This is a genomic window from Rhodococcus sp. SBT000017, from assembly GCF_003688915.1.
Classification (GTDB): domain Bacteria; phylum Actinomycetota; class Actinomycetes; order Mycobacteriales; family Mycobacteriaceae; genus Rhodococcoides.
Genome location: NZ_REFU01000001.1, coordinates 4,445,569 through 4,464,692 on the forward strand (window position 1 = coordinate 4,445,569; position 19,124 = coordinate 4,464,692).

At 64.5% G+C, this 19,124-nt stretch carries 18 protein-coding genes and 1 pseudogene; 11 read left to right on the plus strand and 8 right to left on the minus strand.

The features are described from left to right. Positions 1–109 precede the first annotated feature (109 nt). On the minus strand, positions 110–814 hold the full coding sequence (locus AYK61_RS21125) for a FadR/GntR family transcriptional regulator (protein ID WP_121872272.1): 705 nt from the start codon (positions 812–814) through the stop codon (positions 110–112). Between the two features lie 100 nt (positions 815–914). Here AYK61_RS21125 and aspA point away from each other — a divergent pair, with 100 nt between their 5' ends. The 4 genes from aspA (at position 915) to AYK61_RS21145 (ending at position 5,074) form a co-directional block, all read left to right on the plus strand. Next, entirely contained in the window at positions 915–2,354 is a 1,440-nt protein-coding gene (gene aspA / locus AYK61_RS21130; protein ID WP_121872273.1) for an aspartate ammonia-lyase, read from the plus strand. Between the two features lie 4 nt (positions 2,355–2,358). After that, positions 2,359–3,798: an amino acid permease gene (locus AYK61_RS21135; protein ID WP_121872274.1), complete on the plus strand. Its 1,440-nt coding sequence runs from the start codon at positions 2,359–2,361 to the stop codon at positions 3,796–3,798. After that, positions 3,791–4,675: an asparaginase gene (locus AYK61_RS21140; protein ID WP_121872275.1), complete on the plus strand. Its 885-nt coding sequence runs from the start codon at positions 3,791–3,793 to the stop codon at positions 4,673–4,675. The genes AYK61_RS21135 and AYK61_RS21140 overlap by 8 nt, the downstream gene beginning before the upstream one ends. Positions 4,676–4,753: 78 nt before the next feature. Beyond that, complete coding sequence (locus tag AYK61_RS21145) at positions 4,754–5,074, plus strand: hypothetical protein (RefSeq protein ID WP_121872276.1); 321 nt, start codon at positions 4,754–4,756, stop codon at positions 5,072–5,074. On the opposite strand, the gene AYK61_RS21150 is transcribed toward AYK61_RS21145, so the two are convergent. Further along, positions 5,039–5,845 (minus strand): MOSC domain-containing protein, encoded by an 807-nt coding sequence (locus AYK61_RS21150; protein ID WP_121872277.1) that lies wholly within the window; start codon positions 5,843–5,845, stop codon positions 5,039–5,041. The two genes, AYK61_RS21145 and AYK61_RS21150, sit on opposite strands and share 36 nt — an antisense overlap. Positions 5,846–5,866: 21 nt before the next feature. Here AYK61_RS21150 and AYK61_RS21155 point away from each other — a divergent pair, with 21 nt between their 5' ends. Continuing rightward, positions 5,867–6,439, plus strand: a complete 573-nt coding sequence (locus tag AYK61_RS21155) for an isochorismatase family protein (protein ID WP_121872278.1) — start codon at positions 5,867–5,869, stop codon at positions 6,437–6,439. Here the strand turns inward: AYK61_RS21155 and AYK61_RS21160 are convergent. The 3 genes from AYK61_RS21160 to AYK61_RS21170 all read right to left on the minus strand — a co-directional run bounded on the left by AYK61_RS21160 (position 6,436) and on the right by AYK61_RS21170 (position 8,687). Beyond that, complete coding sequence (locus AYK61_RS21160) at positions 6,436–6,771, minus strand: cupin domain-containing protein (RefSeq protein WP_121872972.1); 336 nt, start codon at positions 6,769–6,771, stop codon at positions 6,436–6,438. The two genes, AYK61_RS21155 and AYK61_RS21160, sit on opposite strands and share 4 nt — an antisense overlap. Beyond that, the gene (locus tag AYK61_RS21165) at positions 6,768–8,009 is read right to left on the minus strand and encodes a globin domain-containing protein (RefSeq protein WP_259468145.1); all 1,242 of its coding nucleotides are present in this window, start codon (positions 8,007–8,009) and stop codon (positions 6,768–6,770) included. The genes AYK61_RS21160 and AYK61_RS21165 overlap by 4 nt, the downstream gene beginning before the upstream one ends. Positions 8,010–8,084: 75 nt before the next feature. After that, positions 8,085–8,687: a hypothetical protein gene (locus tag AYK61_RS21170; RefSeq protein WP_121872973.1), complete on the minus strand. Its 603-nt coding sequence runs from the start codon at positions 8,685–8,687 to the stop codon at positions 8,085–8,087. Between the two features lie 49 nt (positions 8,688–8,736). On the opposite strand from AYK61_RS21170, the gene AYK61_RS21175 reads away from it, so the two are divergent. Further along, positions 8,737–10,143 (plus strand): glucose-6-phosphate dehydrogenase (NADP(+)), encoded by a 1,407-nt coding sequence (locus AYK61_RS21175; protein ID WP_121872974.1) that lies wholly within the window; start codon positions 8,737–8,739, stop codon positions 10,141–10,143. Positions 10,144–10,300: 157 nt separating this feature from the next. Next, complete coding sequence (locus tag AYK61_RS27410) at positions 10,301–10,456, plus strand: hypothetical protein (RefSeq protein WP_183130382.1); 156 nt, start codon at positions 10,301–10,303, stop codon at positions 10,454–10,456. Positions 10,457–10,513: 57 nt separating this feature from the next. On the opposite strand, the gene AYK61_RS21180 is transcribed toward AYK61_RS27410, so the two are convergent. Then, positions 10,514–10,717 carry a PspC domain-containing protein gene (locus AYK61_RS21180; RefSeq protein ID WP_094613965.1) on the minus strand — a complete coding sequence of 68 codons (204 nt, stop codon included), beginning with the start codon at positions 10,715–10,717 and terminating at the stop codon, positions 10,514–10,516. A gap of 297 nt (positions 10,718–11,014) precedes the next feature. On the opposite strand from AYK61_RS21180, the gene ppk2 reads away from it, so the two are divergent. The 3 genes from ppk2 (at position 11,015) to AYK61_RS21195 (ending at position 14,701) form a co-directional block, all read left to right on the plus strand. Then, positions 11,015–11,959 (plus strand): polyphosphate kinase 2, encoded by a 945-nt coding sequence (gene ppk2 / locus AYK61_RS21185; protein ID WP_183130383.1) that lies wholly within the window; start codon positions 11,015–11,017, stop codon positions 11,957–11,959. Positions 11,960–12,662: 703 nt separating this feature from the next. After that, positions 12,663–13,496, plus strand: a complete 834-nt coding sequence (locus tag AYK61_RS21190; RefSeq protein ID WP_121872280.1) for an alpha/beta fold hydrolase — start codon at positions 12,663–12,665, stop codon at positions 13,494–13,496. Between the two features lie 203 nt (positions 13,497–13,699). Beyond that, positions 13,700–14,701 carry an alpha/beta hydrolase family protein gene (locus AYK61_RS21195; protein WP_128644833.1) on the plus strand — a complete coding sequence of 334 codons (1,002 nt, stop codon included), beginning with the start codon at positions 13,700–13,702 and terminating at the stop codon, positions 14,699–14,701. Between the two features lie 3 nt (positions 14,702–14,704). On the opposite strand, the gene AYK61_RS21200 is transcribed toward AYK61_RS21195, so the two are convergent. Next, entirely contained in the window at positions 14,705–16,738 is a 2,034-nt protein-coding gene (locus AYK61_RS21200; RefSeq protein WP_121872281.1) for a prolyl oligopeptidase family protein, read from the minus strand. A gap of 115 nt (positions 16,739–16,853) precedes the next feature. Here AYK61_RS21200 and lpdA point away from each other — a divergent pair. Beyond that, a pseudogene (gene lpdA / locus AYK61_RS21205) lies at positions 16,854–18,267 on the plus strand (dihydrolipoyl dehydrogenase). Between the two features lie 74 nt (positions 18,268–18,341). Here lpdA and AYK61_RS21210 read toward each other — a convergent pair. Next, on the minus strand, positions 18,342–19,124 hold a 783-nt coding region (locus AYK61_RS21210; protein ID WP_147458366.1), incomplete at its 5' end, for a M48 family metallopeptidase.

A 19,124-nucleotide genomic window follows, 5' to 3' on the forward strand; every position in this document is an offset into this window, starting at 1 on the left:
GGTCGTTTCGCAGGCTCCACTCCCGGCCTAACGGGGGTCGTTCCGCAGGCTCCACTCCCGGCCTAACGGGGGTCGTTCCGCAGGCTCCACTCCCGGCCTAGTCGTACGGTCAGCTGGGTCGATCGGCGAGCGACTCCACGGCATTGCGCACCGCATCGAGATGCGCGGTCATGGCGCGTGCTGCCGCGTCGTACTCGCCGGATCGGATGCCGTCGACGATCGCGTCGTGCTCGACGTTGGATTGCTCCTGCCGGTGCGCAACGAGGTTGAGGGTTTCCGATTGCCGCGTCAACGCGTCGCGTATGTCGACGATGATCGACTCGAACACGCGGTTCTTGCTCGCCCGCGCGATCGCGGTGTGGAATTGCGCGTCCAGCACTACCCAGGCCTCGTGGTCGTCCTCCGAACGCATCTCGTCGGCCAGGCCGGCGAGCACCGTCAACTCCTCGTCGGTGCGACGCTCTGCGGCCCAGCCTGCGGCGGGAATCTCCACGTGAGGGCGGGCCTCCATGAGTTCGCGGGCCGCGTAGTTGCCGATGTCGAGGTCGTTTCCGACGCGGTCACGAATGACGAAAGTGCCGAGGCCCGTCTTGGTTTCGGTCAGGCCGAGGGCGTGGCAGGAGCGCAGCGCCTCGCGAATGACCGAGCGGCTGACGCTGTGCCTGGTGGCGAGCGCGGCCTCGGACGGCAACTTCTGCCCGACGGGTAGATCGCCCGACGCGATCGCTGCGCGGAGGTCCGCGAACACCGCCTCGGCTGCGCTCATTCGGGCATTCGTGGGCGCACTGACTGCCCAGCTGTCCGACAGGTTCATGAACGTGATCCTAGCGTGGGGTTGACCGATGAGGTGTTCTCCGCCACACTCTACCTGTCAGACAGCCGGACAGCTGGACACCCTCACCTAGGAGCGCACCGTGGCCGATACCCGCATCGAGAAGGATCTTCTCGGGGAACGTGAAATCCCGTCGAGCGTGTATTGGGGAATCCATACCCTCCGCGCCCTCGAGAACTTCCCCATCACCGGGCGTCCGATCTCCACCAATGCGCACCTCGTTCGCGGACTCGCGGCGGTGAAGTGGGCAGCTGCGTCGGCCAATCAGGATCTCGGAATTCTCGACGCCACCCGCGGGGAAGCGATCCGCACCGCGTGCCAGGAAATTCTCGACGGCCAGTGGCACGAGGAGTTCGTCGTCGACGTCATCCAGGGCGGTGCCGGCACCTCGACCAACATGAACGCCAACGAGGTCATCGCGAATCGCGCGCTGGAAATCCTCGGCCACCCGCACGGCGACTACAGCATGCTGCACCCCAACGAGCACGTGAATGCGTCGCAGTCCACCAACGACGTGTACCCGACGTCGGTCAACATCGCGACCATCTTCGCCGTCCACGAGCTGATCGCCTCGATGAAGGTGTTGCGAGATTCGTTCGGCCGCAAAGCAAGCGAATTCGCCACGGTCGTCAAGATGGGCCGCACGCAGCTGCAGGACGCAGTGCCGATGACCCTCGGTCAGGAGTTCGGCACCTACGCGATCATGATCGACGAGGACTGCTCGCGGCTCGAAGAAGCAGCGCTGCTGGTGCACGAGATCAACCTCGGAGCCACCGCCATCGGTACCGGGCTCAACGCTCCCGCCGGCTACACAGAATCGGCCGTCGCGCATCTGCGGACCATCACCGGTCTGCCGCTGGTGACTGCGACGGACCTGATCGAGGCAACGCAGGACGTCGGTCAGTTCGTGCACCTGTCCGGTGTACTCAAGCGTGTCGCGGTGAAACTGTCGAAGATCTGCAACGACCTCCGGCTGCTGTCTTCCGGGCCGCGGGCGGGCTTCAACGAGATCAATCTGCCTCCGATGCAGGCCGGTTCGTCGATCATGCCCGGCAAGGTCAACCCCGTCATCCCCGAGGTGCTCAACCAGGTTGCCTACGAGGTGATCGGACACGACGTCACGATCACGATGGCAGCCGAGGCAGGGCAGTTGCAGCTCAACGCATTCGAGCCGATCATCGTCAAATCCCTGTCCGACGGCATGGCGCATCTGAGTGCCGCGTGCCGTACCGTCGCACATCGGTGTGTCGACGGCATCACCGCAAACGTGGACCTGCTGCGCGAGCGCGTCGAGAACTCCATCGGCCTGATCACCGCGCTGAGCCCGTATCTCGGATACGTGGAATCCACTGCGATTGCACAGGAAGCGTTGGTCAGTGGCCGCAATGTCGTCGACCTCGTCCTCGAGAAGGGGCTGCTGGCCCGGGACGAGTTGGATCGACTCCTGAGCCCCGAGCATCTCGCGAACCTGCGGGTGGCCCCCGTCGAGCATGCAGATGCCCCCGAAACGTCGACGAGGTAATGCGATGACCACAGAGAATCGGAGTGTCGATACCCGCAAGGCCTTCACCGAGGAAGACCCCGGCTATCGAAAAGAGTTGGCTCCACGCCAGATCCAGATGATCGCCATCGGCGGCGCGATCGGCACCGGGCTGTTCATGGGTGCGGGCGGGCGACTGCGTGACGCCGGGCCTGCCCTCGTGCTGGTGTACGCACTGTGCGGATTCTTCGCCTTCCTGATCCTGCGCGCATTGGGCGAACTGGTGATGCACCGGCCGACGTCCGGATCGTTCGTCTCGTACTCGCGCGAATTCTTCGGGGAAAAGGTCGCTTTCGCCGCCGGTTGGCTGTACTGGATGAACTGGGCGATGACGGCGGTGGTCGACGTGACGGCCGTGGCGTTGTACATGAACTTCTTCAAGAAGTACTGGGCCCCGCTCGGCGACATCGACCAGTGGGTGTTCGCACTCGCGGGCCTGCTGCTCGTCCTCGGTCTGAACCTGGTGTCGGTGAAGGTGTTCGGTGAGTTGGAGTTCTGGTTCGCGCTCATCAAAGTTGTTGCTCTGGTGACGTTTCTGTTGATCGGTACCTACTTCGTCATCTTCGGAACGCCCATCGACGGCCAGGAGCCGGGGCTGAGCGTGCTGACCGACAACGGCGGACTGATCCCCAACGGGCTGTTGCCAGCGATCGTCGTGATCCAGGGTGTGGTGTTCGCCTACGCCTCGATCGAGCTGGTCGGCACTGCTGCCGGGGAGACGCAGAACCCCGAGAAGGTGATACCGAAGGCGATCAACACCGTCATCATCCGGATCGTGGTGTTCTACGTCGGCTCGGTGCTGCTGCTCTCGTTGCTGTTGCCGTACACCAGTTATCAGGCAGGCGAGAGTCCGTTCGTGACGTTCTTCGGAGCCATCGACGTCGAGGGTGCGGACGCCATCATGAATCTCGTCGTCCTCACCGCGGCACTGTCCTCGCTCAACGCCGGTCTGTATTCCACCGGACGCATCCTGCACTCGATGGCGGTCGCCGGCTCGGCACCCGCATTCGCTGCGCGGATGAACAAGTCGGGTGTGCCCTACGGCGGCATCGCACTGACGTCGGTGGTGACGTTGCTCGGCGTCGTGCTCAACGCAGTGGTCCCGGCGCAGGCCTTCGAGATCGTGCTCAACCTCGCCGCGCTCGGCATCATCAGCGCCTGGGCCGTCATCATGGCGTGTCAGCTCAAGTTCTGGTCGCTGTCCAAGACCGGCGCGGTCACCCGACCTGCGTTCAAGCTCTTCGGTGCCCCGTACACCGGGTACGCAACGCTAGGCTTCCTGGCGTGTGTACTCGTGCTGATGGCCTTCGACAAACCGGTCGGTACCTGGACGGTGGCGTCGATCCTGCTCATCGCGCCGATGCTGATCGGTGGTTGGTTCCTGTGCCGCAAGCGAATTCGAGAGGTGGCGGCGCGCAGTGACTGACCATGTCGCATTGCTGACGACCGGCGGCACGATTGCCAGTAGTCGCGACGAGTACGGGGTGTCTCGTCCGGTGGCCGGTCTCGGGATCGATGTCGACGGTGTTCGGGTGCGCGGGGTGATGTCGAAGGACAGCTCGGCGTTGGACTTGGTGGATCTCGACACCATCCGTACGGCGGTGGTCGACGCGCTCGCCGAGGACGGCTGCGTCGGAGTGGTGGTGCTGCACGGGACGGACACGATGGAGGAGTCGGCCCTGTACGTCGATCTGTTCCACGCCGACGATCGCCCGGTTGTCTTCACCGGTGCGCAGCGCACGGCCGATCATCCCGATCCGGACGGCCCCGGCAATATCGCCGCGGCGGTGGCGGCGGCGCAGTCCGAGCGCGGTGTGTTGATCGCCTTCGGCGGGCGGTTGCTGCCTGCGCGTGGTGCGATCAAGAAGCACACCTCCGAGCTCGACGCGTTCCGGTCAGCTGCGTTGCCGCGACCGAAACCGTTGCCGTGGAAGCCCATTGCCGGGATCCGCGTGGACATCGTCGCCCTGTATCCCGGTGCAGACGGTGTGCAGATCGAAGCGTGCCGCGAGGCTGGGGCGTCGGGCATCGTGCTCGAGGCGATGGGCTCGGGCAACACGAATGCCCGCGTCGTGCATGCGGTGAAAGAAGCTGTGGCTGCCGGGGTACACGTGGTGGTCACGACGCGGGTGCCGTTCGGTGAGACCTCGCCGACGTACGGCGGCGGCGGTGGTGGACACGATCTGGTCGATGCGGGTGCAGTGTTTTCCCGCGAACTGAGGGCGGGGCAGGCGCGTATCCAGTTGGCGGCGCTGGTTGCAGCGGAAGCAGGTGCGATGGTTGTTCACGATTTCTTCTCGTAGGCGGAAAAACCGTCTGCGAAAGCAAATAGTGGACAAAAATCGCACCACACCCGCGCTATACCGTTACTCTAGGTAACTATGGGCACGATCGAGATCGAATTCGCTCCGCACTGGGTGAACGCGTCGCTGGTGCGCACGTTGGCGCGGCCCTTCGTGACCATCGACGGCGTCGAGCATCGGCAGTCGTGGACCGCGCCGTCGACTTACACGCTCGAGCCGGGCAGGCACGAACTCACCGCCTTCATCCGGTACCGCGGCACGAACGCCGCGCTGGGTACCGGCCGGAGGACGGTGACGGTGCAACCAGGACAACAGCTTTCACTACGAGCCCGCAACGGCTGGGCCAATCACATGCCGTTCGAGCTACAACTCCGACTCGCCCCAACTCTCGACGCGTAGTTCGTCGCCGACGGTCACCGTGCCGTCCTGCAGCACAGAGAATTTCGACCCGAAGGCGACGCCCTTCTGCCGACCGCGGCGGTAGTCGCCGAGTGTGCGCAGCGGCTCGGGGCCGGTGCGCACGCCGGTGGTCTGCTCCACGGTGGTGACGGCGCAGCGAATCGCGAGTTTGGTGTACGCCAATCGCGCCCCGCCGATGGTCACCTCCCTCAGCTCGTCTTCTCGGTGCGGGGAGTCCCAGCCGTCGACGACGATGTTGGGGCGAAAGCGATCCATCGGCAGCGGTACGTCGAGGCGAGAATTGAGACCGGCCAAGGTGGCGGTCGAGAGGATGTGCACCGCCGAGCTGTCGGCGAATTGCGCTGATCCGGGCGAGATTCCGTCGGTGACGCGGCCGAGGTCGCGTGGTGCGGCGACCAGACGTGACGGCTCCTCGATCACCTCGGTGAGCCAGTCGGCCACCTCGTCGCCCTGATCGATTCCGCGCATCGGGCTGCGGAACATCGTGATGTCGCGCGACTCGGAGTCCCGGTCCACCGGCACGGTCACCGAACCGGTCGACGCGTGTGTGAGGGTCAACGCCTCGTCCGTCACCGAGCATCGGACGACGGCGAGAACGGGATCGCTACGCTGACTGCGGAATGCGCCGTCGGAGTCGACGATCATGAATGCCCGGTCGTGTTCGAGGCCGGTAGCGCTCACGTGAGCCGAATGCAGCGTCGAGCCTGCACATCCCTTGACGGGGTAGGTCACCAGAGACGACACGCGCACCCGTCGAGGATACTGGGATCCATGACTCGTGCTCTGTTGGTAGTGGATGTGCAGAACGACTTCACCGAGGGTGGCGCGCTGGCGGTGACCGGCGGCGCGGAAGTCGCGCGCAAGATCAGTGAGTATCTCGCGCTCCACGGGGACGAGTACGACCTCGTGGTGTCCTCGCGCGATTGGCACGACGCGGAGGGCGACAACGGCGGACACTTCGCCACCGACGCCGCCCCGGATTTCGTCACCACCTGGCCGGTGCACTGCGTCGCGGGCACGGTCGGCGCCGAGTATCACCCCGATTACGCCACCGGTTCCGTGGACGTGCACGTCTACAAGGGGCAGGGCAAGCCGTCGTACTCGGCGTTCGAGGGTGTCACCGAGGACGGGACAGCCCTCGCCGAGATACTCACCGCAAACGAGGTCACCGACATCGATGTCGTCGGACTTGCGACCGACTACTGCGTCCTGGCCTCGGCGAAAGACGCTGTGGCCGAGAAGCTCGAGGTTCGTGTTCTCACCGACCTCGTTGCGGGAGTAGCACCGGAGTCATCGGCCGCGGCCCTCGACGATCTGCGGGCATCCGGCGCTTCGGTGGTCTAGGCCGAGGTGACCACCGTCGTCAGCAGAACAGCCGCATCGGTGGTGGCCCGCAGCGAGTGCGGTGCATCGGGAACCACCAACAGATCGCCGGTCATCCCGCTCCAGACGTCGTCGCCGCTGAGCAATTCGACCCGACCGGACAGGACGTGCACGGTGGCCTCGCCTGGATTGCTGTGCTCGGACAGTTCGGCACCGGCCGCGAGTGCGATGAGGGTCTGCCGGAGAGCATGCTCGTGGCCTCCGTACACCGCCGACGCCGCCCGACGCGACGACGCCGAGGTGGCCTTGGCCATCAGCTCGCGCGTGAGGGCGTCGAGCGAGACCTTCTTCACCCGGCCACCGTGACGGGAGACCACAGGTCCGGACCGAACACCTCGAAGGAGATGCGTTCCGAAGGCACACCACGCTGGAGGGCCGCGAGGCGGACGGCGCGCAGGAACGGCAACGGTCCGCAGCTGAGCACGTGGGTATCCGGGGTGAAGGCGAGCCGATCGAAATCCATCAATCCGGTGAACGACGTCGAATCGTCCGCTTCGACGGTCTCGTACCAGGCGTGATCGACGACGGAGTCGAGTGCTTCGGCCGCAGTGGCGATCGCCTCTCGTAATGCGTGGTCGGCGCGGCTACGGTCCGCGTGGGCCAGTATCAGCTTTCGGGCGGGCTGAGTTCGGGCGAGATGCTCGACGAGCGGCAGCACGGTGGTGATTCCGGCACCGGCGGTGGCGATCAACAGCGGCCCGTCGCCGATAGGCACTCCGAAATCACCTGCGGGACTGCTCACTTCGAGAATGTCTCCGACGGCAACAGCCTCCTGAAGGTGCGTCGAGACCTGCCCGGGCGGACCGTTGCGTACCTGCGCCACCGTGATCTGAAGGCGGGTGTCGGAGGCGATGGACGAGACGCTGTACTGACGCGGCTGCCGAGTGCCGTCGGCGAGGTCGGCGAACACCGTGACGTACTGGCCGGCCTCGAGTGCGGGAAGGGGAGCGCCGTCTGCGGGTTCGAGGACGAGCGAGACCGTGCCGGGGCTTTCCTGCGTGCGCCGCATGACGCGGTACGGGCGCAGCGGATTGTGGGGGTCGATGTCTGCCGCTGCGTAGAGTCGGGCTTCGGTGGCGATGAGCTGCGTGGCGAACAGCCAGTAGACCTCGTCCCACGCGGCGGCGACGGCGGGAGTAACGGCGGCACCAAGGATGTCGGCCACGGCACCGAGCAGGTGTCGGCCGACGAGGGTGTACTGCTCCGGGGTGATGCCGAGCGTGATGTGCTTGCCGGCGATGCGGCGCAACACCGGCTCGAACGACGGTGCGTCCGGGTCGATCAGCTGAACGGCGTAGCCGACCACCGATGCGGCCAATGCCCGACTCTGCTCGCCGGTTTCCTGATTCGCGCGATTGAACAGACGCCACAGCTCGGGGCGTTCACCGAGCATCGACTCGTAGAAGCGGGCACTGATCGTTTCGGAGTGTTCTGCCACCACACCGGCAGTGGCGCGGACGACGGCCTCGGCGGCGGGAGACAGAACGGGGTGGGCGGCGGGCACGAGACGTGCGGGAGCGGTCAGGGTCACGCCGCAATCCTGTCCGCTGTGGGGCCGCGAAAGCAGCCCTTTACGTCCCCACCTCGGGGGACTTTCGTCCTTCGGTCAGCCGTCGATCGTCGTGGTGATGGATGTGACCGACGGTGCCGCCGGGGTGCTGCCGAAGCCGAACGTCACCGGGGGAGTGACGGGGGTGAGCGATCCGAGGTCCTCGCCCTGCCAGGACGCCGAGACATCGGTGACGCGATGTTGGTGGCGGGCACCGTAGTACTCGCGTCGGTCGTTGCCCGCGCTGCCGCGGGTGCGCACTCCGCGGAGCACGACGCGGGCGATGGGGTCACTGATCGCGCAGAACCACGGTGCTGTCGATATCGCGTCGGGGACCAAGCTCAGCGCGCGGCCGAGAACGGTGGGTCCGGCAACACGAATTCTCACCGACAGATCACCCGCTGTCACTGATCGCCAACCGTCCTGCTGAGCGGCGAACGTCACCGGGACCAGTTCGGTGTCGTCGAACGTGTATGTGGCGGTGACGAATTCGCGTACGTCCTCGTTGGGGGCGATCAGCAGACGTCTGCCGTCGGCGAATTGGATCATGACGTCGGTGAATTCGCCGAGCGGCGATCGCGTCCAGTGGCCGACGACGATCCGCACACCGGACGTCGTACCTACCCCGTAGATCTCACCGTGAAACCGTGATCTGGTCATCACACCGACTGTAGCCATGCTCGGCCCGGGTCGGTGCATAGTGGAGGTCATGGCGTCCTCGCAACCCACTGTATTCGTCCTGTTCGGCGCAACCGGAGACCTCGCGAAGCGAATGGTCCTGCCGTCGTTCTACCAACTCCATCTCGAAGGTCTGCTCCCCGAGGAATGGGTCCTGATCGGCAACGGCCGCAAGGATTCCTCCGACGACGAATTTCGCGATCACGTCCGCAGCGTTCTCGACGAATTCGCCGAGAATGTGGCCGAGGACGATTGGTCGACATTCTCCGAGCGAATCCGCTTCGCGGGCAACGGCTTCACCGTCGACGATCCCGGTGAGTTGCCCGAGGTCGTCGCCGACGCGAAGAAGGGCATCGGCGACGACGCCCAGTTGGTGCACTACATCGCTCTGCCGCCGAGCACCTTCGTCGATTACACGAAGGCCCTGGGTGCACACGGTCTGGCCGACGGCTCCCGCGTGGTCTACGAGAAGCCGTTCGGCACCTCGCAGAGCAACTTCGAGGAACTCGACACAGCGGTGCACGAGGTGGTCGACGAAGAGCAGGTCTATCGCATCGACCACTTCCTGGGTAAGGAGGCGACGCAGAACCTGCACGTGCTGCGGTTCGCGAACGGCATGATCAGCGGGATATGGAACTCCGAGCACGTGGCGCAGGTACAGATCGACGTCCCCGAGACGCTCGACATCGACGATCGGGCCGAGTTCTACGACGAGACCGGTGCCGTGCTGGACATGCTCGTCACCCACCTGTTCCAGGTTGCCGCGGAGGTCGCGATGGAGCCGCCCACATCGCTGCAGGCGCAGGATCTGCAAGCGGCGCGCGAGACGGTGATCGGGCAGTTCCGGCCGCTGGACACCGACGAGGTGGTGCTCGGGCAGTACGACGGGTATCGCGACGTCGAGGGTGTTGCCGATGACTCGAAGGTCGACACGTTCGTCGCGGCCACGTTGTGGGTCGACACCGACCGTTGGCGTGGCGTCCCGTTCCTGCTCCGCACCGGAAAGATGTTGGGTGTCAGCGAGCAGCGCGTCTCGTTGGTGTTCCGCAAACCGGCCGACAGTCCGCTGGGCGAGCTGCCGGAGGACGGCGCGGTGCTCTCGTTCGACCTCTCCGGCGACGGCAGCATCGACATCGCGATGACGGTCAAGGAGCCGGGCCCGGATTTCGATCTGTCGGTGGGGCATCTGGCGTTGCCGTTGAAGTCGGTGCCCGATGCCGAGCCGCTGAGCCCGTACGCGCGCCTGATCCTCGATGTGCTCAGCGGCGACCGGTCACTGTTCACCCGTCCCGACGGCCTGGCGCATGTCTGGGATGTCGCCGCTCCCTTGCTGAGCAATCCGCCCGAGGTGCAGAGCTACGCGCCCGGTTCGATGGGACCGGCCGAGGCGGACGAGCTCGCCGGACCCTGTGGCTGGTTGATCACCGGGACGGAGTAGTTCACCCGCGGTCCAGCGGGAGTTTTTTCGGACAACAAACGGGGCGCAGGACTTTTTCGGCGAAACGGCGGATCGGACAGAACGGGCGCGTTATATTTCTGCCGCCTGGTCCAATGTTCAACCAGGCCTCGTCGTTTCTCCGAAAGGTGCTCACCCCATGCTTCTCGATCTCATCACCGGTCTGCTCGGCGGCGGCACCGAAGGCGGCGGCCTCGGCGGAATCATCACCGACGGCATCTCCGCAGGCATCGCCGACGCGATCTCCGAGCTCTTCACCGGAAGCGCTGAAGGGCTTTCCAGCGTCGCCGAGTAGTCGGTCGCGGGGCCCCGGACCTGTTGTCGAGGTCCGGGGCTTCGTCGCGTTCGGGCTTCACCGGAGCGGCATCAGCATCAACGCCGCGAGGTAGATCAGCACGACGGTGCCGCCGGTCAGGACCGTGCCGGCAACGGTCGCGAGTCGGACGATGTTGACGTCCCAGCCGAAATATTCGGCAACTCCGCCGCATACACCTCCCATCATCTTCTGTGAACTCGACCGGGTGAACTCTCTGGGGGAACCGCTCTCGAATGTCATGCTGAAAAGTCTGCATCAGCAATGCCTTTCGGCACATCGGGGATTTCACCCATATCGACCCCGACAAACGAGCGGTCCGAAAACGGCGCGCGAACAAGATCCTCGACTTTTCCGGGCCGACCCCTGGACCTACCGCTGCGAGGGCCGCTACGGTCGCACGTGATCGGCGAGTGCGCGACCGGCGCTACCCGGTCCGTCCCCCTTGCGGACCGGGTGGTGCCTGCGGTGAAACCGGATGCATCGGGTGTTCACCGAATCGCCATGGATTGGTCACCGATGAGCACTAACTTTCGGCCCATGACCGACAACGATCTCCGCAACGGCACGGCTGCGCGTACGAATCTGAGCGACTTGCTCGACATCACCAAGGCCGTGAATCTTGCCGACACGTCGGGCTTCGCCGTCGACGACTCCGATGACGACGATCCGGTGCTGCTGACCGTCCCCGACGGCCATATCGTCGACACCTGGCGCGAGAACTACCCGTACGACGAGCGCATGACGCGTGCCGAGTACGAGCTCGAGAAGCGTCTACTGCAGATCGAACTCCTCAAGTTGCAGATGTGGACCAAGGAGACCGGACGACGGCACGTCATCATCTTCGAGGGCCGAGATGCCGCCGGTAAGGGCGGCACGATCAAGCGCTTCATGGAACACCTCAACCCGCGCGGTGCCAGTGTCGTCGCACTGGAGAAGCCGTCTGCTCGTGAGTCGACCGAGTGGTACTTCCAGCGCTACATCGCACATCTGCCCGCGGCCGGGGAGATCGTCATGTTCGACAGGTCCTGGTACAACCGGGCCGGCGTCGAGCGGGTCATGGGCTTCTGCACCGACGAGCAGCACGCTCAGTTCGTTCGGCAGGCACCGCTGTTCGAGCAGATGCTGGTGGACGAGGGCATCAGCTTGACCAAGTTCTGGTTCTCGGTGTCGCAGCACGAGCAGCGCACCCGCTTCGCCATTCGGCAGGTCGATCCGGTGCGGCAATGGAAGCTCTCGCCCATGGACCTTGCCTCGCTGGACAAGTGGGATGCTTACACCGCGGCGAAGGAAGAGAATTTTCGCGCCACCGACACCGATGTCGCGCCGTGGACGGTCGTCAAGAGCAACGACAAGAAGCGGGCCCGCATCAATGCGATGCGCTTCGTGCTCAACAAGTTCGACTACGCGAACAAGGATCCCGAAATCGTGGGCGAAACCGACCCGTTGCTCGTGGGGCGCGCCAAAGACGTGATCGGCGAATAGTTTTGGTCGGTCAACCGGTGAAATTTCCGCTGAACCGTTGCGGCACCACCTCTTCGGGATCTCGAGTTGGTACCGGGGGCTGCGCCAAACCTTAGCGTGCGGTAAGAACGAGGGAGGTCGTATCGCTTACGGCTGTCCTTGCACACGAGCAACAGGAGTTCTCATGGGTTCAGCAGCACAGTTCATTTCCGACATCGCATCGGGCGTCTACGACGGAATCGTCGACGCGATCGTCGATCAGATCGTCGGCGTGCTGACATCGGGTAGCGCCGCGTAATCGTCCGACATCGTCGCGGTCGCCGTCGGGGGCGGCCGCGACATCTCGGTCCCGTGGCTGTTGGCCGTTTTGTGATGTCACACCAAGATTTTCGACTTTTACTATCTTTTCCGTATACAGAGCGTGACCTTCTGAGGTAGAAATCTTCTTGCAGAGATCATCGCGTGACATAAGTCACAGCAGATCTGCACACCCCCTCGATGAAGGAGTTTTACGTATGTCCGCTGAACTCGGATCCATCCTCCAGATCCTCCTCGCACTGTTCAACGCCGGTAGCTCCGAGACCCCCACCGCGCTCTGATCCCAGTTCTGAGATCCGAATGACCGGTGCCCACCCTGTCGTGGGTGCCGGTCATTCGTTCGTTCGAAACGTATTCGAGCCGTGAAAGATTCGGTTGCATCCCAGGCGCATCATAGGGTTGCCCCATGCAGACGGTTCCGATTCAGATGCCCGACGGTTCGACGGTGCCGGTCTCACTGTTTCCCGGTGAAGGCCGTGACGATGCACCCGTGATCGTCGTTCTTCCCGGCCTCGGCATTCCCGGTGGCTACTACCGACTGTTCGCCGAGGCGCTCGTCGCGCGCGGGTTCCAGGCCGCGATCGGGGACCTGCGCGGCCAGGGAGACAGTGTCCCCAAACCGAGTTCGGCGAGTCGGTACGGGTATCAGGAGCTGGTCTCGGTCGACTTTCCGGCGATCTTCGAGGTGGTTCGTGAGCAGTTCCCGGCGGCGACGCCGTATTTGCTCGGGCACAGCATGGGTGGGCAGCTCGGCTCGATGTACGCCGCACGCATCAGGGGAAGGCTCGGGGGATTGATCCTGGTGGCGTCCGGGTCGCCGTATCACCGCGGTTTCGGCACGTCCCGTGGTGTGCCGCTGTACGTGGGCGCGGCGGCGATGGCGATCACCAGCAGCATCGCGGGGTTCTGGCCGGGGGATCGAATCGGAATCGGCGGCTTCGGTCGGCAGTCGCGGGTTCTGATCGACGATTGGTCGCGGTTCGCGCGGACCGGATCGATCGAGCCTGCGGGGGCCGACATGGACTACGAGGAACGGATGGGCCGTCTGACACTTCCGGTGCTGGCGGTGACCATCGAGGGCGACGACCTCGCGCCCCGTGGCTCGATGGACAACCTCGTGCGCAAGCTTGCCAACGCCGATGTCACCTCGGTGCACGTCGACGAGCCGCTCGGCCACAACGGGTGGATTCGAAACCCCACGGCGGTCGCCGACCTGGTCGCCGAATGGATGCACAAGTAGTTCACTCGAATTAACTTTCAGTTGTTTTGCTCGCTATTGGTCATTTCTACATACTCATGGTTCGTTTTGGTGTAGAAAGCTGTTGAACCAACAATTGTTCGACGACGTTAGTGAGCACGACTATGAACGGCCTGGGGGCTTCGGTCCGTCGAATCGGTGATGGTCTGCTCGTTCGCTACTCCGCAGCACTGCGAAGATCAGCCATGGTGGGCGTGGTGGCATGCCTGGCCATCGGCGCCCATCCGACTGCCTCCGCCACGCCGTCATCGTCGACCGATCATCCGGCGACGGTGCAGACGGGCTCGTACGTGGTGCGGACCGAGGTGGCCGACGACACCGCGATGACGGCATTCGTTCACTCTGCCGCGATGGACCGAACCATTCCACTGAAGATTCTGCGGTCTCCTGATCGGACGGCTCCGAGCCCCACGCTGTACCTGCTCAACGGGGCGGGCGGCGGAGTCGACGGAATGGACTGGTACACCCAGACCGACGTCGTGTCGTTCTTCGCCGACAAGAACGTCAATGTGGTGACCCCCGTGGGTGGGGCCTACTCCTACTACACGGACTGGCAGCACGACGATCCGGTGCTCGGCCGCAACAAGTGGGAGACGTTCCTGACCGCCGAACTGCCACCGCTCGTCGACGATCTGTTGGAGACCAACGGCCGCAACGCGATTGCAGGTATCTCGATGGCCGCTACCTCTGTGCTGAACCTGGCCGCGCACCATCAGGGGCTGTACCGAGCCGTCGGTTCGTACAGCGGATGCGCGTCGACCACCGACGCGTTGGGACGGGCATACGTCAAGACGGTCGTGTCCATGGCGCTGGGCGCGAACGTGACGAACATGTGGGGGCCGGACGATCATCGGGACTGGGTGCGCAACGATGCGGTGGTCAATGCCGAGAAGTTGCGTGGCACAGCGCTGTACATCTCCAACGGCAGCGGACTGGCCGGGGCATCGGACACTCTCGACGGCACCAATCCCAACGGACCCGGCTTCGTGTTGCTCAACCAGATGGTCGTGGGCGGTGCCATCGAGGTGGCGACCGGAGACTGCACTCGCAGGCTGAAGACGGCCCTCGAGCAGCTCGACATCCCGGCACACTTCGAGTTGCGTGACCGTGGCACCCACTCGTGGGGCTACTGGCAGGACGACCTGCACGATTCCTGGCCGATGTTCGAGGACGCTCTCGCTGCCTGACCGTCAGTTGCGAGCGAGGTGCCGCCACAGAAATTCGTAGGTCAACGCCGTTTTGAACGCCAACTGCGCATTGTCCGACGCCCCGCCGTGCCCGCCTTCGATGTTCTCGTAGTAGCTGACGTCGTGACCGAGTTCGGCCAATCGAGCCGCCATCTTGCGGGCGTGTCCGGGATGGACGCGATCGTCGCGGGTGGACGTAGCGATCAGAATCGGCGGATACCGACGCTCGGATGCGGACACCACGTTCTGGTACGGGGAGTACTGCGAGATGAACTCCCACTCGTCCGGGTCGTCGGGGTTGCCGTACTCGGCCACCCAGGACGCGCCCGCGAGGAGCAGATGGTATCGCTTCATGTCCAGTAGTGGGACCTGACATACCAACGCGCCGAACAGTTCCGGGTACTTCGTCACCATGATGCCCATCAGCAGGCCGCCGTTGCTACCACCCTGTGCGGCCAACTGTTCGGTGGTGGTGATCCCTCGGGTGACGAGATCGCGTGCGACGGCGGCGAAGTCCTCGTGCACCAGATGGCGTCCGGCGCGCAGTACCTGGGTGTGCCAGGACGGCCCGTACTCACCGCCGCCGCGGATGTTCGCGACGACGTAGGTGCCACCACGTTCGAGCCACGCCCGTCCGGTTGCGCCGCTGTAGCCGGGCGTCATCGAGATCTCGAAGCCGCCGTAACCGTAGAGCAGTGTCGGTCCGGGGCCGGAATCGGCGCGTCGGACCACGAAGTAGGGGATGTCGGTGCCGTCGTCGGACCGGGCGAAGAACTGTTCCACCGTCAGCCCGTCGGCGTCGAAGAATGCCGGAGCCTGCTTGAGGACTTCGAGTTCGCCGCCCACCGTGCCCACCAGCAGTGTCGCCGGCGTCAGATAGCCGGACGAGGAGAGGAAGAACTCGTCGCCGTTCTCCTCGGCGTCGGTGCCGATGATCTCGGTGGAGATCAGGTCCGACAGTCCGTCGACGGTGGTGCTGACCCACTCGTTCGTGCGAGGGGTGAGCACGTGCAACTGCGTCCGTACGTCCTGCAGCGTCACCAGCAGCAGATGATTCTCGGTCCACGCGTACTGGTGCAGTGACGTGTGCGCGTCCGGGGCGAAGAGGACGGTGAGAGCGATTGTGCCGGAAATGAACTCGTCGAAATCCGCAGCCAGCAGTGCGCCGGCCGGATAGGTTTGCTCGCCGACCGTCCACGGCGTCATCGTTCGGACCAGCAGCCAGTTCTCGTGCACCGAGGTCGACGCGTCGGTCGGCGTCGGGATCCGGGTCAACGCAGATCCGTCGAGGACGTAGGTCTCGGAGTTGTAGAAGTCGGTGGCACGCTGGACGAAGTCGCGCTCGAATCCCGGCGTGCGATCGTGCCAGGCGGAGATCGAGATGTCCTGCGACTCACCCTCGTACACGGTCTCGGCGTCGTCGAGCGAGGTGCCGCGACGCCACCGCTTGGTGATTCGGGGGTAGCCCGATTCGGTGAGCGAACCGGGCCCGAAATCCGTTCCGACGAAGACGGTGTCCGCGTCGATCCAGCCGATGTCGGTCTTGGCCTCGGGGAGGGCGAATCCGCCGTCCTCCGAGGCGCGGAAGGTGCGGGAGTCCAGATCGAACTCACGGACCACCGTCGCGTCGGCCCCGCCGCGGGAGAGCGTCACCAGAGCCAGTCGTTGATGGGGGCGGAGCACCTGCGCGCCACCCCACACCCAGTTCTCGTCCTCGCTGCTGGCCAGCGCATCGAGATCGAGCAGTACGTCCCACGCCGGGTTCTCGGTTCGGTACTCGTCCATCGTGGTTCGACGCCACAGGCCGCGGACGTGCTCGGCGTCGCGCCAGAAATTGTACAGAAACTGCCCGCGACGACGGGCATACGGAATGCGGGCGTCGGTGTCGAGAACTTCTCGGATGCTCGCCTCGGTGGCCTCGAAGGTGGGGCCGCTCAGCGCCTCGACCGTCACCTCGTTCTTCTCGCGCACCCACGCGAGCGCAGCGTCGCCGGTGACGTCTTCGAGCCAGAGGTACGGGTCGTCCGAGATTGCCATTCCACAGTTCTAGCAGCACTCGGGCCGTCGGGGTGGTCGGCGCTCGCGTGGCTACCGGCTGGTAACGAAGACCAGGTCGAGCGAGCGTCGGACAGCACGACTACGCTCGGGACTCGTGACCTCACACTATGACGTCGTTGTCCTCGGAGCCGGTCCCGGTGGGTACGTCGCTGCAATCCGCGCGGCACAACTCGGACTCAGCACTGCCATCATCGAGAAGAAGTACTGGGGCGGTGTGTGCCTGAACGTCGGCTGCATCCCTTCGAAGGCACTTCTCCGTAACGCCGAGCTGGCGCACCTCTTCACCAAAGAGGCCAAGCTGTTCGGCATCTCGGGTGAAGCCTCCTTCGACTTCGGGCAGCGTTCGATCGGAGCCGCAAGGTTGCCGACGGCCGCGTCAAGGGCATCCACTTCCTGATGAAGAAGAACAAGATCCCCGAGTACGACGGCAAGGGCACGTTCACCGATGCCAACACCATCGAGGTCGAGCTGACCAAGGGTGGCACCGAGACGATCACGTTCGACAACGCGATCATCGCGACGGGCAGCACCACCAAGCTGCTTCCCGGCACCGAACTGAGCGAGAACGTCGTCACGTACGAAGAGCAGATCATGACGAAGGACCTGCCGGGTTCGATCCTCATCGTCGGTGCCGGTGCTATCGGCATGGAGTTCGGCTACGTCCTCAAGAACTACGGAGTCGACGTCACCATCGTCGAGTTCCTCGATCGCGCGCTCCCCAACGAGGACAAGGACGTCTCGAAGGAAATCGAGAAGCAGTACAAGAAGCTCGGCGTCAAGGTCATCACCGGCGCAGGCGTGCAGAGCATCGACGACGACGGCTCCAAGGTCACCGTTGCGATCAAGCACAACAAGTCCGGTGAGAGCGAAACCTTCACTGTCGACAAGGTGATGCAGTCCGTCGGCTTCGCGCCCGCGTCGACGGATTCGGCCTCGAGAAGACCGGCGTCGAGCTCACCGATCGCGGTGCCATCGGCATCACCGACACGATGCAGACCAACGTGCCGCACATCTACGCCATCGGCGACGTCACGGCCAAGCTTCAACTCGCCCACGTGGCGGAGGCGCAGGCCGTCGTGGCTGCCGAAACCATCGGCGGCGCAGAGACATTGCCGATCGACGACTACCGCATGATGCCGCGCGCGACGTTCTGCCAGCCGCAGGTGGCCAGCTTCGGCCTCACCGAGGACCAGGCCCGCGAAGAGGCTCAGGCCCGCGGTTCCGACATCAAGGTCGCGAACTTCCCGTTCGCCGCAAACGGCAAGGCGCACGGACTGGGCGACGCCACCGGCTTCGTCAAGCTCATCGCCGACACCGAGCACGGCGAACTGCTCGGCGGACACCTCATCGGACCGGACGTGTCCGAGCTGTTGCCCGAGCTGACCCTCGCCCAGAAATGGGACCTCACGGTCAACGAGCTCGCACGCAACGTCCACACGCACCCGACGCTGTCGGAGGCACTGCAGGAAGCTATCCACGGCCTCGCAGGCCACATGATCAACTTCTGATCTTCACGGAACGACAAGGGCGGCGACCACTTCGGTGGTCGCCGCCCTTTCTCGTTCGTGGTCCTGCTCCGGCGCTACGACTTTCGCCAGTGATCGAAGCGCCCCTTGATGTCCGACGCCACGTCGCCGATTCCGTTGCCGACGGCATCGACGGCTCCGGTGAAGCCACTTCCGATGTCTCGCACCGTCTTGATCAGCGGGTCCTCCGAGGTGTCGAAGTTGTTCTTGTACGTGCGCGCTGCGTTGCGGAATTCCTCCGAGACCTTGGCCTCGTGGTCGGTGGACCTGCGCGGGTAGTCGCCGCGAAGTACGGCCGCGTACTCGCCGTTGTCGACCCACTTCTTCAACTCTGCGGCGCGCAGCACCGAGAACGGTGCGAGAGGAGTTCGAGTTGAGCAGCTTGAGCACGCCGTCGCGCAGATCCCCACTGGCCTCGTACTCGCGGCCTGAGCGAGGAAGGCGTCGACGTCGATCTCGCTGATTCGTGCGCCGCCCGCCAACTTCAGCTGTACCCGGATTGCGGTGTGTACGTCCTGCCCGCACAGCAAACCTGCTCGGTCGCCGGACAATTCGGACTTGCGCTGCCATTCCATCAGCCGCGATGACCGCACGTAGCGCCCAACCGCCCACCGGAACCCAGCCGACGGTGCCGCGAGGCGCATCAGATGCATCAACACGGTGCGGTACACCGCGTGACGGACAGTGCGTGCCAGCTCGTGACCGACGACGAACCGCTGCTCCTCGTAGGTCATGATGTCGAGCATGCCGGTGGTCAGGACGATGAAGGGTCGGTCCATGCCGATCGTGAACGCATTGACCATCGGCGACTGCACCACGAAGAGTTCGGGTGTTTCCTC